Source organism: Micropruina sp. (assembly GCF_047606665.1).
Taxonomy (GTDB): domain Bacteria; phylum Actinomycetota; class Actinomycetes; order Propionibacteriales; family Propionibacteriaceae; genus Micropruina.
In genome coordinates, this window is the sequence record NZ_JASGEF010000060.1 from 1 (window position 1) to 13,647 (window position 13,647).

The 13,647-nt window shown below is 69.2% G+C and carries 15 protein-coding genes; 9 read left to right on the forward strand and 6 right to left on the reverse strand.

The window, feature by feature from the left end:
- The 3 genes from QM619_RS14075 to QM619_RS14085 all read left to right on the forward strand — a co-directional run.
- Positions 1 to 952 (forward strand): sugar-binding protein (locus QM619_RS14075; RefSeq protein ID WP_415109909.1); only part of this gene is annotated, 952 nt, incomplete at its 5' end.
- Positions 953 to 961: 9 nt separating this feature from the next.
- Positions 962 to 2,167 carry a DUF480 domain-containing protein gene (locus QM619_RS14080; protein ID WP_415109912.1) on the forward strand — a complete coding sequence of 402 codons (1,206 nt, stop codon included), beginning with the start codon at positions 962 to 964 and terminating at the stop codon, positions 2,165 to 2,167.
- Between the two features lie 17 nt (positions 2,168 to 2,184).
- Positions 2,185 to 2,934 (forward strand): DUF4184 family protein, encoded by a 750-nt coding sequence (locus QM619_RS14085; protein WP_415109915.1) that lies wholly within the window; start codon positions 2,185 to 2,187, stop codon positions 2,932 to 2,934.
- On the opposite strand, the gene QM619_RS14090 is transcribed toward QM619_RS14085, so the two are convergent.
- A complete protein-coding gene (locus tag QM619_RS14090) occupies positions 2,854 to 4,257 on the reverse strand; it encodes a hypothetical protein (protein ID WP_415109918.1) in 1,404 nt (467 codons plus the stop codon). The two genes, QM619_RS14085 and QM619_RS14090, sit on opposite strands and share 81 nt — an antisense overlap.
- Before the next feature lie 221 nt (positions 4,258 to 4,478).
- Between QM619_RS14090 and QM619_RS14095 the strand changes: the two genes are divergently transcribed.
- Positions 4,479 to 4,646 carry a hypothetical protein gene (locus QM619_RS14095; protein ID WP_415109921.1) on the forward strand — a complete coding sequence of 56 codons (168 nt, stop codon included), beginning with the start codon at positions 4,479 to 4,481 and terminating at the stop codon, positions 4,644 to 4,646.
- Positions 4,647 to 4,676: 30 nt separating this feature from the next.
- On the opposite strand, the gene QM619_RS14100 is transcribed toward QM619_RS14095, so the two are convergent.
- From QM619_RS14100 to QM619_RS14110, 3 genes are read right to left on the reverse strand one after another with little or no spacing between them, the layout of a single operon-like run.
- Positions 4,677 to 5,591: a YgfZ/GcvT domain-containing protein gene (locus tag QM619_RS14100; RefSeq protein WP_415109924.1), complete on the reverse strand. Its 915-nt coding sequence runs from the start codon at positions 5,589 to 5,591 to the stop codon at positions 4,677 to 4,679.
- Positions 5,588 to 6,085: an FABP family protein gene (locus QM619_RS14105; RefSeq protein WP_415109926.1), complete on the reverse strand. Its 498-nt coding sequence runs from the start codon at positions 6,083 to 6,085 to the stop codon at positions 5,588 to 5,590. The genes QM619_RS14100 and QM619_RS14105 overlap by 4 nt, the downstream gene beginning before the upstream one ends.
- A 7-nt stretch (positions 6,086 to 6,092) precedes the next feature.
- A complete protein-coding gene (locus tag QM619_RS14110) occupies positions 6,093 to 6,218 on the reverse strand; it encodes a hypothetical protein (RefSeq protein WP_415109929.1) in 126 nt (41 codons plus the stop codon).
- Between the two features lie 44 nt (positions 6,219 to 6,262).
- Here QM619_RS14110 and dtd point away from each other — a divergent pair, with 44 nt between their 5' ends.
- The 5 genes from dtd (at position 6,263) to QM619_RS14135 (ending at position 11,317) form a co-directional block, all read left to right on the forward strand.
- Positions 6,263 to 6,688 carry a D-aminoacyl-tRNA deacylase gene (dtd, locus tag QM619_RS14115; RefSeq protein ID WP_415109932.1) on the forward strand — a complete coding sequence of 142 codons (426 nt, stop codon included), beginning with the start codon at positions 6,263 to 6,265 and terminating at the stop codon, positions 6,686 to 6,688.
- A gap of 127 nt (positions 6,689 to 6,815) precedes the next feature.
- Positions 6,816 to 7,475 carry a winged helix-turn-helix transcriptional regulator gene (locus tag QM619_RS14120; RefSeq protein WP_415109935.1) on the forward strand — a complete coding sequence of 220 codons (660 nt, stop codon included), beginning with the start codon at positions 6,816 to 6,818 and terminating at the stop codon, positions 7,473 to 7,475.
- A gap of 16 nt (positions 7,476 to 7,491) precedes the next feature.
- Positions 7,492 to 8,328, forward strand: a complete 837-nt coding sequence (gene mshD / locus QM619_RS14125; protein ID WP_415109937.1) for a mycothiol synthase — start codon at positions 7,492 to 7,494, stop codon at positions 8,326 to 8,328.
- Complete coding sequence (locus tag QM619_RS14130; protein ID WP_415109940.1) at positions 8,325 to 10,433, forward strand: RNA degradosome polyphosphate kinase; 2,109 nt, start codon at positions 8,325 to 8,327, stop codon at positions 10,431 to 10,433. The genes mshD and QM619_RS14130 overlap by 4 nt, the downstream gene beginning before the upstream one ends.
- A complete protein-coding gene (locus QM619_RS14135) occupies positions 10,430 to 11,317 on the forward strand; it encodes an NUDIX hydrolase (RefSeq protein WP_415109943.1) in 888 nt (295 codons plus the stop codon). Before QM619_RS14130 ends, QM619_RS14135 begins: the two co-directional genes overlap by 4 nt.
- 27 nt (positions 11,318 to 11,344) lie before the next feature.
- On the opposite strand, the gene QM619_RS14140 is transcribed toward QM619_RS14135, so the two are convergent.
- Positions 11,345 to 12,670 carry a toxic anion resistance protein gene (locus QM619_RS14140; RefSeq protein WP_415109946.1) on the reverse strand — a complete coding sequence of 442 codons (1,326 nt, stop codon included), beginning with the start codon at positions 12,668 to 12,670 and terminating at the stop codon, positions 11,345 to 11,347.
- Complete coding sequence (locus tag QM619_RS14145; RefSeq protein WP_415109949.1) at positions 12,667 to 13,641, reverse strand: hypothetical protein; 975 nt, start codon at positions 13,639 to 13,641, stop codon at positions 12,667 to 12,669. Before QM619_RS14145 ends, QM619_RS14140 begins: the two co-directional genes overlap by 4 nt.
- Positions 13,642 to 13,647: the final 6 nt, after the last annotated feature.

Genomic DNA, 13,647 nt, shown 5'->3' on the forward strand with positions numbered 1-13,647 from the left:
CTGGCCGTCCGGACCCTCGGCGGCCGCGCCCCCGGCAGCCCCGCCGGCGGTGGCAGCACCGGCGGTGGCAGCGCCGGCGGTGGCAGCGCCGGCGGTGGCAGCGCCGGCGTCCGGGACGAAGTGGGTGGTCCTGGCGTCCGTCGCCGCCGTCCTGGTCGTCGCGGTGTTCTTCGGGTGGCCGTACCTGTTTCCAGGCCCCGCGCCGGTGCCGACGGAGTCGTCGAATCCCACCCTGACGGCCGCTCCGACGAGCGCCACCCCGACGCCGAGCCGCAGCACGGCGTCCCTGCCCCCGGTGCGTGCCGTGGACGCCTTGAAGGCGCTGCGCGGCTCGGTCACCATCGACGGCAACACCGACGACTGGCAGTGGCAGCTGGTGTCGCGGGCCAACCATCAGATCGCGGGGAACACCAAGGCCACCGGCGACATCTACCTGATGTGGGACGACCAGGCGCTCTACCTGCTGGCGCTGGTCGAGGACGCCGATCCTCGTCCGCCCGATCCGTCCCAGCCCAGCCGGGTGTTCCGCGGCGACTCGGTGATCCTCGAGCTGGGCACCGACAAGAGCCGGCTTTCGCCGTCCGACCTGGCCCGGCCGACCGACGCCTACTACATGGTCGGGCTGCCGGCCGACGCCCGGTCCGCCCCGGTGCGTGCCATCCTCGGACCGAACGCGAAGGGCACCTCGTTCGAGACCGCCCGTGACGCCAGCACGCTGCAGGCGGCGATCACCCTGACCCGCACCGGCTACGTGGTGGAGGCGAAGATCCCGTGGCGGACGACGCGGCTCAACGGCGTCCGGGCCGGCGCGACGCTGGCCGCCAACGTGCAGGTGTCCGAACGCAAGGCCGACAGCTTCGCGAACCTCGGCATGCGCAGCACCAACCCGCAGCGGACGGCGGACGTCCGCGCGCATCCGGCCTACTGGCAGGCGCTGGAGTTGCAGCCCTAGTCTTCGGTCATGGCTCTGCCCGTCCTCGACGCCACCGAGCAACGCATCCTCGGCAGTCTGCTGGAGAAGCAGCGCACGGTGCCGACCAGCTATCCGCTCAGCCTGAACGGCCTGCGGGTGGCGTGCAATCAGACGTCCAGCCGCGAGCCGGTCACCGATTTCGACGATTCGACGATCGAGACCGCGGCCCGCGAGTTGAAGGCGCGCGGACTGCTCCGCATCGTCTGGGCCGGCAAGGGGTCGCGGACGCTGAAATATCACCAGCTGCTCGATGAGGTGTTGAGCCTGCAGCCGGACGAGCGGGCGCTGATCACGGTGTTGTTGTTGCGCGGCGCGCAGGCGCCCGGCGAGTTGAAGACCCGCGCCGAGCGGTTGCATCCGTTCGCCGACCGGGACTCCGTGGAGCAGGTGTTGCGCCGGATGGCGGCCCTGCCCGAGCCGTTGGTGCGCGAGTTGGAGCGGCGCGGCGGCCAGCAGGATCGGCGCTGGATTCATCTACTGGGGCCCGTTCCGGAACCCGTCGGACCCGTTGCGACTCCGTCCGGTGTGGACCGTGAGGTGGTGCTGGCCGATGGCGCCGGCGTCCGCGACCAACGCGTCCGGGACGCCTACGACCACCTCGCCGAGGCCTACTTCGCACGGCTGGGCGACGAGCTGACCGACCGGCCGTTCGACGTGTGGCTGCTGGAGCGGGTCGCGACCCTGGCCGGATCCGGCCCGATCGTGGACGTCGGGTGCGGCCCCGGCCACATCGCGGCCTTCCTGGCCGACACCGGCGCCACGGTGAGCGGGATCGATCTGTCCCCGGCGATGGTGGCGGTGGCGTCCCGCGAGTTTCCCGATCTCGACTTCCAGGTGGGCACCCTGTTCACGCTGTTGAAGCCGCGGACGGCGTCCGGCTGGGGCGCGGTGGTGGCCTGGTACTCGCTGGTGCACCTGGCCGGCTCGGAGTTGGCTCCGGCGGTGGCCGCACTGGCCCGGACGCTGGCGCCCGGCGGGGTGCTGGCGGTCGCCGTCCATGCCGGGGACGAGGTGCGCCGGGTCACCGAACTGGCCGGCGAACCGGTGGAACTGGACGTCGTGTTGCACGACCAGACTCAGCTGCTGGCGGCGTTCGCCGCTGCCGGGCTGAACGAGATCGAGTGGTACCGGCGTGGACCGTCCGGCGACGAGACGGCGACCGAGCGGCTGTACGTGCTGGGAGGGCGGGCGTGACGGCGACGTTTGCGTGAATGGAGAAGGTGGACGGCGTGCCGTTCACCTTTTTCCATCCGGCAGCGGTCGTCGGGCTGCTGCGGGTCGCGCCGCTGGTGCCGGCGGGCCTGATCATCGGGGCGATGAGCCCGGACTTCGAGTACTTCCTGCGCCTGGACACCCGCTCGGCGTACACCCACACGATCCCTGGCCTGATCTACGCCTGCGTGCCGTTGGGGCTGCTGGCGTTGGTCCTGTGGCAAGGGGTTATCCGTGGTCCGTTGGTGTCGGCGCTGCCGGCTCTGCTGCGTGAGCGGGTCGGCTGGCTGGCGTCGTCCGGAGTGCCCAGGACGGCACGGGCCTGGTGGTGGTCGGCCGTGTCGGTGTTGATCGGCGCCGCCACCCATCTGCTCTGGGACTCGTTCACGCATCCGATCTTCGCGCCGGCACAGTGGCTGGGCCTGACCGCTTGGTCGCCGGTGCCCGGAATGCGGTGGACGAGCGTGCTGCAGCGGGTGAGCGATCTGATCGGGCTGACCGTGCTGGTGATCGTGGTGGCCCGGCTGCCGAGGCGTCCGGTTCCCGCGGCCCGCCGGCCGTGGCGGTTCTGGCTTGCCACGGCGGTCACGATGGCCGCCCTGGTCGGCGTCCGGACGGCGGTCGACCCCGGCTGGGTGGGCCTGTCGGCGGTGGTGGCGACGCTGATCTCAGGGTGTCTCTTGGGGGTTCTGGCCGCGTCGATCTGGTCGCGTGTCAAGAACCCAGACGAGGGCGCGTTCGCCGGGTGACCAGTCGTGGAGGTCGTCGGTGCCTTTGGGACTGACCCGGTAGCGCTGACCGGCCGGGGACGTCCACCAGAAGGTGCCGCCGCGGGGCTGCCGCAACCGCCAGCGTCCGGCGGTCTTGGCTCGATGGACCCGACGAGTGAGAGGTCCGAGGTTGTCGGGCCGGGTCTGGGCCGGCACGCCGGGGATGTAGGGGTGGGCGTGGTCCAGGTCGAGGGCACGAGCCGCGCGGGAGGAGTACGGGAAGACTTCACACCCGTCGCGCAGGGTCACCGATTCGCGAACCCGATTCGGGATCTCGTAGCTGTCGACGGGCTGCTCGGTGCCGCCATGGATCACCGGGGTGATGGTGATCCGGTGCGTGCCGAACAACTCGGCAAGCTGAGTGCGAGTGACGGGTCCGAGAGTCTCGGAACGCGCGACTGCTGCTGCGGGGAACGAGTCGGCCGTATCGTCGGTTGCGACGGCGTCCGTACCGGCCTCCGCCACCTGATGGCTCCGACCGGTAATCATGTCCGGCGTGAGGTGGAGATACACCTTGGTGCGGGGCAGGTAGCGCTGGTCGTCACCGCCGTCCAGGAGCGCCAGTGCGCGGGCCGGGGTGGCGAGGATGCCGAGGGCACGGGCCCGCCGGATGTCGAGGGTGTCGGTGTCGCCCTGGGTCTTCAGCGACCTGGCGATGGCACTGATGGTGGCCTCCAACTGGTGGGCGTCGCTGGTGTCGAGGCGCGCCCACACCTGTGACACCACCGGATCATCAGCGACCTGGGCGGTCTTCATGTACCGGTCGGCGCGGGCTTTCCGGGTGGCGGCCTCGACCTTGTCGGCAGCGACCTGCGCGATCAGGCCGCGCGCCAGCCGCATCAACCGCCGCCAGCCGATACGTCCGTACTTGCCTTTCAGCCGGTCATCGACGGCAAGCACCTGGTCGAGCGTCAGTTCGTAGCCGGCGCACAACTGGACGAGTTGGAACGCCTGATAGCGGGCGAGTTGCCCACCGACCACCGCACTCCACAAATACGGATGCCGGGCCTGCAGACTCAGCGCATCGCGGATCAGCCAGGTCGCCGACGTCACCGAACGTCCGGTAGCGGCCGCGACCTCCAACGGCAGGAACTCTCCGACCAGCCGGCTGCCGTCGGCACCGATCCGGACCGGACGCTCCCCCACCACATCGAACTCGTCCTCAGTACTCCACTGATGGGCGTCGGCGAGCTCCACGATCGCATGCAACTCTTCGGCGTCCGCGAGCCGCCGAAGCCGGTCCGCGGACCGCAACCGATCGACCGCCGAAGCGGCTGGACCCGTCACCATCGCCTCCATCATGTGTTCGATTATAGCAATGTAACCAGTAGTTGCAAGGATATAGTCCGAAGATTTTCCGTAGATGCGTAGCGGCCGGCTGGACACACCTCAACATCGACAGCCCTCCTGCTCCGGTGACCGGAAGTGACCAAAAGAACCGTCCCCGGTGACCAAGAGAACCGTCCCCTTGGTCACCACAGCGCGGGGGCACCGCAACCCGCGCGGTACGGACGGCGCACAACATGTCGGCACGCAGAGCCGCGATCGCGATGGTCGCCGACCGGTGGAAGAACGTGATCACACTGACCGACAGCCAGGTCGATCACATCGAAGAGGTCACCGGACAGAACCGTGGCGTTCACTACTCGCCTCTGGTGCTGCCGCGAAGGCTGTCCGGGTCGGATTCCTGAGGGCTCAGCCCAGAGTTCACCCCAGAGAGTTCAGCGCAGCCGGGGCCGGACGTGCAGCCCGACCTCGGGGTCCACGATCAGTTCTTGCGCGGCATCGATGCCGTCGACCAGCACCGGGACGTCGGCGGGGACGTTGCGTTTGATCAGCGCCAGGGCGATCGGGCCCAGTTCGTGGTGCCGGGCGGACGACCCGACCCGTCCGACCGTCCGACCGTCGAGCAGCACGTCGGCGCCCACCGCGGGCAGCGCCTCGGCCGAGCCGTCCAGGTGCAGCCGGGTCAGCCGGCGCGGCGGGCGCCCCAGCGTGTACACCCGTGCCACCGTCTCCTGTCCGGGGTAGCAGCCCTTCTGCAGGTGCACGCCGGCGCCCAGGATCACACCGTCCGGGTTGGCCAGCTCGTTGGGAATCGTCTTGTCGTCGGTGTCGACGAAGATCCGCGGCTGGCCGGCCTCGATCCGCAGCGCGTCCGCCGCCCAGGTGCCGGCCCGCTGCTCGCCGAGCACCTCGTCCAGCTGGTCGCGGGGCACGATCCGCGGCCCGCCGGCGATCGCCATGGCGTGGCTGTCGCTGCGATCCGCGATCTCGACCCGCGCCGCGAACTGCATCCGCCGCAGCCAGGCCAGCAACGCGTCCAGATGGCCGGGTTCGGTGGACGCCCACAGCGCCGCACCGTCGTCCACCCCGCCGAAGACGTGCCCGATCCGGCCGTGCGCGTCCAGGATGTACGCGGTGAACCACCGGCCGGGCGCCAGGTCGTCCAGCTTCTGCGAGGCGATGTTGTTCAGCCAGCCCAGCCGGTCCGGACCGGCCACGCTGAACACCGGACGGTGCGACAGGTCGACGCTGGCCTCGCCGGCGGCCAGCCGGCGCTGCTCGCGGATCGGGTCGCCGTAGTGCCAGACCGCGCCGGCGTCCGGACCCGTCGCGTGCCGGACGGCGCTCATCCGCGCACCAGCGTCGCCCACACGTAGGGACGCAGCGGGATGTCGTCGGTGGCCCGTTCGAAGGAGTACATCAGCTTGCCCTCGACGGTGCCGTACAGCCGGCGGCCGGCGGTGTAGGCGATCGCCGCGTCCGGCGAACGGACGACGGCGTCGGTGACCAGGTCGAGCCGGCCGGGCTTCAGCTTGCCGTACCAGACCTCGGCGAACCCCTCGGGGGCGCACATCACCACGTCGACCGTGCCGTCGGGCAGCGGACGCCAGAAGCCGGTCTCCATCATCAGCGGCTTGGTGGGCCGGCCGTCGGCGTCCACCTCGAAGGCCTGCGCCAAATAGTGCAGATAGTCCCCGCCGTTGTCGGTGAAGTCGATCTGCTGGGCGAACTGGATCTTCTCCTCACCGGGCCATTCGCGGTAGCCGGTGCCCTCCCAGCGGCCCCGCAGCCAGGCCAGGCCGACCAGGGCGGGGTTCAGGTCTGCCGGGATCTCAAAGCTCATGGATGAATCACTCCTGCTGCTTGTCGATGAAGATGCGGACGACGATCACCAGGGCGGCGATCAGCACCACTGCCGCGGCGACGATCAGCGCGATCGTCCCCGGCGTCAGCACGGCGGGCGTCAACTCCACCACCCGCGGCAGTCTAGTGCGGCCGTCACCCGCTACCCTTCCTGCTCATGCGAGCGGTCATCCAGCGGGTCAGCCAGGCCTGCGTGACGGTGGCCGGCGAGGTGGTCGGCGCGATCGACGCGCCGGGCCTGCTGGTGCTGCTCGGCATCACTCACGACGACTCCGCCACGGTCGCGGACGCCCTGGCCGACAAGATCTGGAATCTGCGCATCCTGGACGGCGAACGCAGCTGCGCGCAGACCGGGGCGCCGATCCTGGTGGTCAGCCAGTTCACCCTCTACGCCGACACCCGGAAAGGACGCCGGCCGTCCTGGAGCACGGCAGCGCCCGGACCGTTCAGCGAGCCCTTGGTGGACGCCTTCGTCGCCGCACTCCGCGGCAAAGGCGCCGAGGTGGCAACCGGACGCTTCGGGGCGATGATGCAGGTGGCATTGGTCAACGACGGCCCGATGACGTTGATTCTCGAGGCCTGAATCGCCGGTTTCGAGAATGCGCTAAGCACAGCCTTGTGTCAGCCCGGTTACGGACCGCGCAGCGGATCGGGGCAGGCCATGTCGCCTGGTCGTCACTATCCTGTAACCGGCCGGAACGGGGGTGTATATGGCATCGCTGCTTGTCGTGAGCAACCAACTCGTCGAGGGCGCGCGCCCCGAGACGATTCTGCCCGCCATCGGGTTGCTCGCCCACGAATTGCGTAGCGCCCCGGCCGACACCTCGGCGCTGACCGAGTCGGCGACCGCGGACGTCATCGTGGTCGACGGCCGCACCGATCTGTCGGCGGCCCGGACGATGTGCCGGCTGTTCCGCTCCTCCGGCATCACCCTGCCGGTGCTGCTGGTGATCACCGAAGGCGGCCTGGCGGCGCTGAACGACGACTGGCGGGTGGCCGATTTCATTCTGGACGGGGCCGGGCCGGCCGAGTTCGACGTCCGGATCAGGCTGCTGCTCGCCGTCAACGACGCCGAGGGGTTGATCCAGTCCGGTGGCATCGTGATCGACGAGGCCGCCTATTCGGCGCGGCTGGGCGATACTCCGCTCGACCTCACCTACACCGAATTCGAGTTGCTCAAATACCTGGTGATGCATCCGGGACGGGTGTTCAGCCGGGAGCATCTGCTGGCCGATGTCTGGGGTTACGACTATTTCGGCGGCACCCGCACCGTCGACGTCCACATCAGGCGGCTGCGGGCAAAATTGGGCCCCGAGCACGAAGCGTTGATCGGCACAGTTCGCAACGTGGGCTACCGGTTCACGCCCTGACCGCTACCCTGAGGCCATGCTGGGCCCGGAGGACACCGAACGTATCCGCCGACTGGCCGCGACCGTCTCCGACGCAGACGGCGAGTCTCCGCTCAACGAGGACGCCATGCTGGCGTTGGACAGCGCCGATCCGGCGATCGCCCATTTCCTGGTTGAGCGGGACGGCGAGCTGGCCGGCTACGCGCACCACAATTCCCGCCACGGCACCACCCAACTGCTGGTGCACCCGGCCCATCGGCGGCACCGCGTCGGCTCCACCCTGCTGCACGACGCCGGCGACACCCCGGTCTGGGCGTTCGGCGACCTGCCGGCCGCACAGGGCTTCGCGGCGGCCCTCGGCCTGGTCGAGCTGCGCCGGCTGCTGGTCATGGAGCGTCCGCTCGACCCGCCCAGCGGCGCGAGCTTCGACGGCGTCCGGCCGTTCCGCTACGACACGGACGCCGATCAGCTGCTCGCCCTGAACGCGGCGGCCTTCGACTGGCATCCGGAACAGCGGCATTTCTCCCGCGCCGATCTGGACGCCCGGATGGCCGAGCCCTGGTTCGCTCCGGACGGGCTGCTGATCAGCGCCGACGCCGACGGCCTGACCGGCTTCCACTGGACCAAACGCCATCCGGACGGGCGGGGCGAGGTGTACATCCTGGCCACCCATCCCCGCTCCCAGGGCACCGGGTTGGGCCGGCGGCTGCTGGCCGCCGGACTGGAACACCTGGCGGCGGCCGGGTGTCCAACCGTCCATTTGTACGTTGAAGCGTCGAACACGCGGGCGGTAGAACTGTACGAGCGGGCCGGTTTCGCGACCGTGCACCGCGACGTCCTGTACGCCACCGACGACACCAGGGAGCAGCGATGACCGTTGACACACCGGTCGACGACCTCCCGGAGCTGCCCGCGGACCGGTTCTCCGACCGCGAGCTGAGTTGGCTGGCGTTCAACAGCCGGGTCCTCGATCTGGCACGGGACGCCGCCCGCGTCCCGCTGCTGGAACGGGCCCGCTTCCTGGCGATCTTCTCGTCCAATCTGGACGAGTACTTCATGGTCCGGGTGGCCGGGCTGAAGCGCCGGATCGCCGCCGGGGTGGCGGTGCCGTCGGCGTCCGGCATTCTGCCCCGCGATCTGTACGACCTGATGCTCACCCGCGCCCGCGACCTGGTCGAGCGGCAGGCGCAGGTCTTCGCCGACGACGTCCGGCCGGCGCTGGCCGAGCACGGCATCGAGGTGCTGCGCTGGGATCAGCTCACCGACGCCGAGAAGCAGACCATGACGACCCTGTTCGAGGAACGCATCTTCCCGGTGCTGACCCCGCTGGCCGTCGACCCGTCGCACCCGTTTCCCTACATCTCGGGGCTGTCGAACAACCTGGCGGTGCTGCTGAAGAACCCGATGACCGGGGCCCGGCAGTTCGCCCGGGTCAAGGTGCCGACCCTGCTGAGCCGCTTCCTGCAGTTGGGCGAGGGCCGGTTCATCGCCATCGAGGACGTCATCGCGCACCACCTCGACCGGCTGTTCTCCGGCATGCAGGTGCTCAACCACTCCACCTTCCGGGTCACCCGCAACGAAGACCTGGAGGTTGAGGAGGACGACGCCGAGAATCTGCTGTACGCCCTCGAACAGGAGCTGCTGCGGCGCAAGGTGGGACGTCCGCCGGTGCGGCTGGAGGTCGAGGACGACATCGACGACCGGATGCTCGACCTGCTGGTCAGCGAGCTCGACATCGCCGAGAAAGAGGTCTTCAAGCTGCCCGCGCCGCTCGATCTGCGCGGCCTGTTCTCGCTGGCCGACCTCGACCGCGAGTCGTTGAAGTACCCGGCCTTCCTGCCCAAGACCCATCCCGAGCTGGCCGAGGTCGAGACGGCGATGCCGGCCGACATGTTCGCGGCGCTGAAGCACCGCGACGTCCTGCTGCACCATCCGTACCATTCGTTCGCGACCAGCGTGCAGCGGTTCATCGAGCAGGCGGCCGCCGACCCGGCCGTGCTGGCGATCAAGCAGACCCTGTACCGGACGTCCGGCGACTCCCCGATCGTGGACGCCCTGATCGACGCCGCCCAGGCCGGCAAGCAGGTGCTGGCGCTGGTCGAGATCAAGGCCCGGTTCGATGAGCAGGCCAACATCACCTGGGCCCGCAAGCTGGAACGCGCCGGCTGTCACGTGGTGTACGGGCTGATCGGGTTGAAGACGCACTGCAAGCTGTCGCTGGTGGTCCGCGACGAACCGGACGGGCTGCGCCGCTACTGCCACATCGGCACCGGCAACTACAACCCGAAGACGGCCCGGATGTACGAGGACGTCGGGCTGCTGACCGCCAATCCGGTGGCCACCGACGACGTCGCCCGGCTGTTCAACCATCTCTCCGGAATGGGCCAGGAGACCTACTACAAGCGGCTGCTGGTCGCCCCGCACGGCATCCGCCGCGGCCTGATCGAGTTCATCAACGACGAGATCGAGCACAAGCGGGCGGGTCGTCCGGCCGGCATTCGGATCAAGGTGAACTCGATCGTCGACGAGGCGGTGATCGACGCGCTCTACCGCGCCTCGCAGGCCGGGGTGAGCGTCGAGCTGTGGGTACGCGGTATCTGCACGGTGAAGGCCGGTGTGCCGGGGCTGAGCGACAACATCCGGGTGCGGTCGATCCTGGGCCGCTTCCTGGAGCACAGCCGGCTGTTCTGGTTCGCCAACGGCGGGCAGCCGCGGGTCGGGATCGGCTCGACCGACCTGATGCACCGCAATCTCGACCGCCGCGTCGAAGTGCTGGTCTCGCTGACCAACCCGCGACACATCGCCACCATCGAGAACCTGTTCGACCTGGCCTTCGACGACCGCACCGCCTCTTGGTGGCTGGAAGAGGACGGCTGGTATCAGCGCACCAGCGACATCGAGGGCGAGCCGCTGCTCGACCTGCAGGAGCATCTGATCTCGTCGCTCGGGTCGCGGCGCGGTGATCGGAGTGGCGGGTGAGCCGCCGGAAGCGCTTGGTCGAGGCGGCCGGGGCGATCGTGCTGCGTCGTCCGAAGGGACGCCGGGTGCAGGTCCTGCTGGTCCATCGCCCCAGCTACAACGACTGGTCGCTGCCCAAAGGCAAGCTCGACCCGGACGAGTACCTGGCCGCGGCCGCCGTCCGGGAGACCTGGGAGGAGACCGCCTTCGCGATCCGGCTGCGGCACCCGACGAACCGGATCCAGTACCCGATTCCGACCGGCACCAAGCGGGTCGCCTACTGGCTGGGCACGGTCATCGGGCAGCGCCGGTTCAAGCCGAACTCCGAGGTCGACCGGCGGGTCTGGCTGTCGGTGCCGTCGGCGTTGAAGCGGATGACCTACGCCGACGAGCGCGAGCTGCTGGAACATGCGGTCACCCTGCCCGAGACCACGCCGCTGCTGATCGTCCGGCACGGCAAGGCGATGGAACGCAAGAACTGGTCGGGCAAGGACCAGTTGCGCCAGCTCAGTTCCCGCGGACGCCGGCAGAGCAAGCAGCTCGTCCCGCTGCTGGACGCCTACGGCGTGGCCGAGCTCGACTCGTCCGCATCGACCCGCTGCATGACCACCCTGGTCCCGTACGCGAAGGCCAAGCGGCTGGACGTCCAGGGCTGGGCGACGCTGTCCGAGGAGAAGGCCAAGGACAATCCGGACGCCGTCCGCAAGCTGATGAAGCGGCTGATCAAGCAGACCGCCGCCACGGGCGTCCCGCGGGCGATCTGCGGGCATCGTCCGGTGCTGCCGCTGATGCTGGAGGCGCTGGGCGTGCCCGATCGTCCGATGCTGACCGCCGCCGTGCTGGTGGCCCATCTGTCGCCGGACGGCGAGACCGTCTCGGTGGAGTGGCACAAGCCGCGCGCCTGATCTCCCGTCCGGGCGTCCAGCCGGGAGTTAGCGCTGGCGGTCGTAGTCGATCACGGCCTCGGGAATCTCCGGCGCCCCGAGGTCGAGCGGCTGGGCCTGGACGCGGCGTTGCAGCAGGGCGGCGAGTTCGCGCTGGAAACGGTCGCCGCTGGCATTGATCGTCCGCATCGCCTTGACCACGGTGTCGTCCAATTCGGCCCGCAGCCGGCGTCCTTCCGCGACGGCTCGCACCATGCCCTCGTGCTGCGCGACCACCGAATCGGCGATCGCCATGATCGTCTCGGGCATCACCGTCGGGGTCTGGGTCAGCAGCGCCAGCTTGGGCAGGCTCCCGCCCATCGCAGCGGCGTATTCCTGCAGGGCGTCGTTGTTGGCCCGCGCGGTCGTCGCGGCGGCGGTGCCGGCCTCCTCCATCTGGAGCAGCAGACCCCACTGCGAGATCGTCAGCTTCATCGTCGGAATGGTCAGCACCACCAGCAGGTGCAGCCGCTGGGACAACGAATTGCTGACCTTGCGCATATTGCGGATCTGCGGCGCGGTCGACCAGGCGACGAATAGCCGCGAGACGAACTCGCTGCGGCGGACTTCGAGCTCTTCCAGCATCTCCAGCAGCACCTGAAGTTCCTCGTCGGCCTTGCGGCGCTCCGGGGACTGCGACGCCGACATGCCGGCCAACTCGAATTTCTTGGCGGTGACCTCCTTTTGCAGTTCGTCGAGCACTTCCTCCATCAATGCGATCACCCCGATGACCTTGGTCATCGCCGCGTCGTTGCTGGCGTACAGCTCATCGCAGAGCAGCACATTGCGGTCCAGGGTGTGCTTATGTTCGACCAGCGTTCCGGCGACCGAGTCCAGGCGTTCGACGGCAGACTGGCTGTCGACGTACAGCTGACGCAGGAACCGCTGCCCGGTCTGGAAGACGCCGGTGAGCGATTCGGCGAATCGCTCCAACGCATTCAACAGCCGGGGATCCGATCGCTTGTACTTCTTGCGGAAGCCGCCCACCGTCTTCGCCATCGCCTTGGTGATGTTCTCGACTTCGGGGATGCGCAGATTTCCCTGCTGCCGCAGGAACGTGCTCACCGTCGCGTTCAGCCCGTCCAGGGCGTCGTCGCCGAAGTGGGAAAGCGCGGACCGGTCGTGCAGGAACCGGTCGACCAATTGCCGGGCCACCTGGCTGAGCTGCGCCCGCTGTCCGGGAGACAGATCGCTCCGGCAGGAGAATTCCTCCAATGCTCGTCCGGAGTCACTCCGGCCCAGGGTGGCTTCCGCGGCACCGGCGGGCGCACTCGACTCGGCACCGGCGATCGCCGCGAAATCGATGCTCAGACCGGGTGTGGGGTTGTCGGTCATCTCAGGTCTTTCCTTTCGGGAGATGCGGTGGCCTGAAGGATCTTGGTGTCCACCCGGAACTCGGTCAGCGAGCCTTCCTCGATCTCCTGGATGTTCTGCACGACCCCGTCGCAGTACTGCTCGAGCGCGCGGCGTCCATCCTGCAACAGCCCGGCCGCGTCGCGGAAGTACCGTGGGTGATCCTCGATGTCCTCGAAGCGTTCCACCACGTTGCGGACGGTTTCCAGCGTCACCTTGTACCGGGCGGTGATCTGCTGCAGCTGATCGGGGATCCGTTTCGGGACCCGCTGGAACAGTTCCTGGACGTGGTGTTCCGCCTCATCGAGCAGCTCGGCGACCTGCCGGTCGGAGATCTGGCGGGATCGATGGCGGATCTCCACCAGCAGCCGGGTGACCTGGTCGGGCGTGTGCCTCGGGCTCAGGTGGGGGCCGCGGCGCCTGCGGCGCAGGGTGACCACGACAGCCGCGGCCACCGCGGCGGCGACGCCGATTCCGCCGACGAGACCGAGCGGAAAGGCGTCCGGGGCCGCGGACGGCGGCTGCTGAACGGTGACCGTCGTCGTCGCGCCGGCCTTGGCCTGCGTGATGAAGCCGCTGAGGCTGTAGTAGAGCGAGCCGCCCTCGGCGGCGTCCGCCAGTTTCGCCGCCTGACCCGCGGGCAGAGCGCGGGAGCCGGCGCTGAGGTCGCCACCGACACTGACCAGCACCGTGTCGTAGCCGGTGCGGGCAGCCAGGTCGGCGAGAAATTGCGGCATGTCGGTGATCTCGGTGGCGGCCTGGCCGGGCAGCACGACGACGGCGATGTCGCCGCCGCCGAGTTGGGTACGCAGCAGGTTCTGCTGGTCGGCGCCGAGTTCGCGGACCTGGACGGAGACGTACAGCGGGCTGGACTGCAGGCCCTGCGTGGCCTCATCGAGATAGTCGCCCATCGCCGCCCCTTCCAGGTCGTCTTTCAGGTCGCCGGAACCCACCCGGAG

Coding starts and splice junctions, on each gene's coding strand:
- QM619_RS14080 (WP_415109912.1), top strand. CDS start 962: ATGGCTCTGCCCGTCCTCGACGCCACCGAGCAACGCATCCTCGGCAGT.
- QM619_RS14105 (WP_415109926.1), bottom strand. CDS start 6,085: ATGAGCTTTGAGATCCCGGCAGACCTGAACCCCGCCCTGGTCGGCCTG.
- QM619_RS14100 (WP_415109924.1), bottom strand. CDS start 5,591: ATGAGCGCCGTCCGGCACGCGACGGGTCCGGACGCCGGCGCGGTCTGG.
- dtd (WP_415109932.1), top strand. CDS start 6,263: ATGCGAGCGGTCATCCAGCGGGTCAGCCAGGCCTGCGTGACGGTGGCC.
- mshD (WP_415109937.1), top strand. CDS start 7,492: ATGCTGGGCCCGGAGGACACCGAACGTATCCGCCGACTGGCCGCGACC.
- QM619_RS14085 (WP_415109915.1), top strand. CDS start 2,185: ATGGAGAAGGTGGACGGCGTGCCGTTCACCTTTTTCCATCCGGCAGCG.
- QM619_RS14140 (WP_415109946.1), bottom strand. CDS start 12,670: ATGACCGACAACCCCACACCCGGTCTGAGCATCGATTTCGCGGCGATC.
- QM619_RS14095 (WP_415109921.1), top strand. CDS start 4,479: ATGTCGGCACGCAGAGCCGCGATCGCGATGGTCGCCGACCGGTGGAAG.
- QM619_RS14090 (WP_415109918.1), bottom strand. CDS start 4,257: ATGATGGAGGCGATGGTGACGGGTCCAGCCGCTTCGGCGGTCGATCGG.
- QM619_RS14120 (WP_415109935.1), top strand. CDS start 6,816: ATGGCATCGCTGCTTGTCGTGAGCAACCAACTCGTCGAGGGCGCGCGC.
- QM619_RS14130 (WP_415109940.1), top strand. CDS start 8,325: ATGACCGTTGACACACCGGTCGACGACCTCCCGGAGCTGCCCGCGGAC.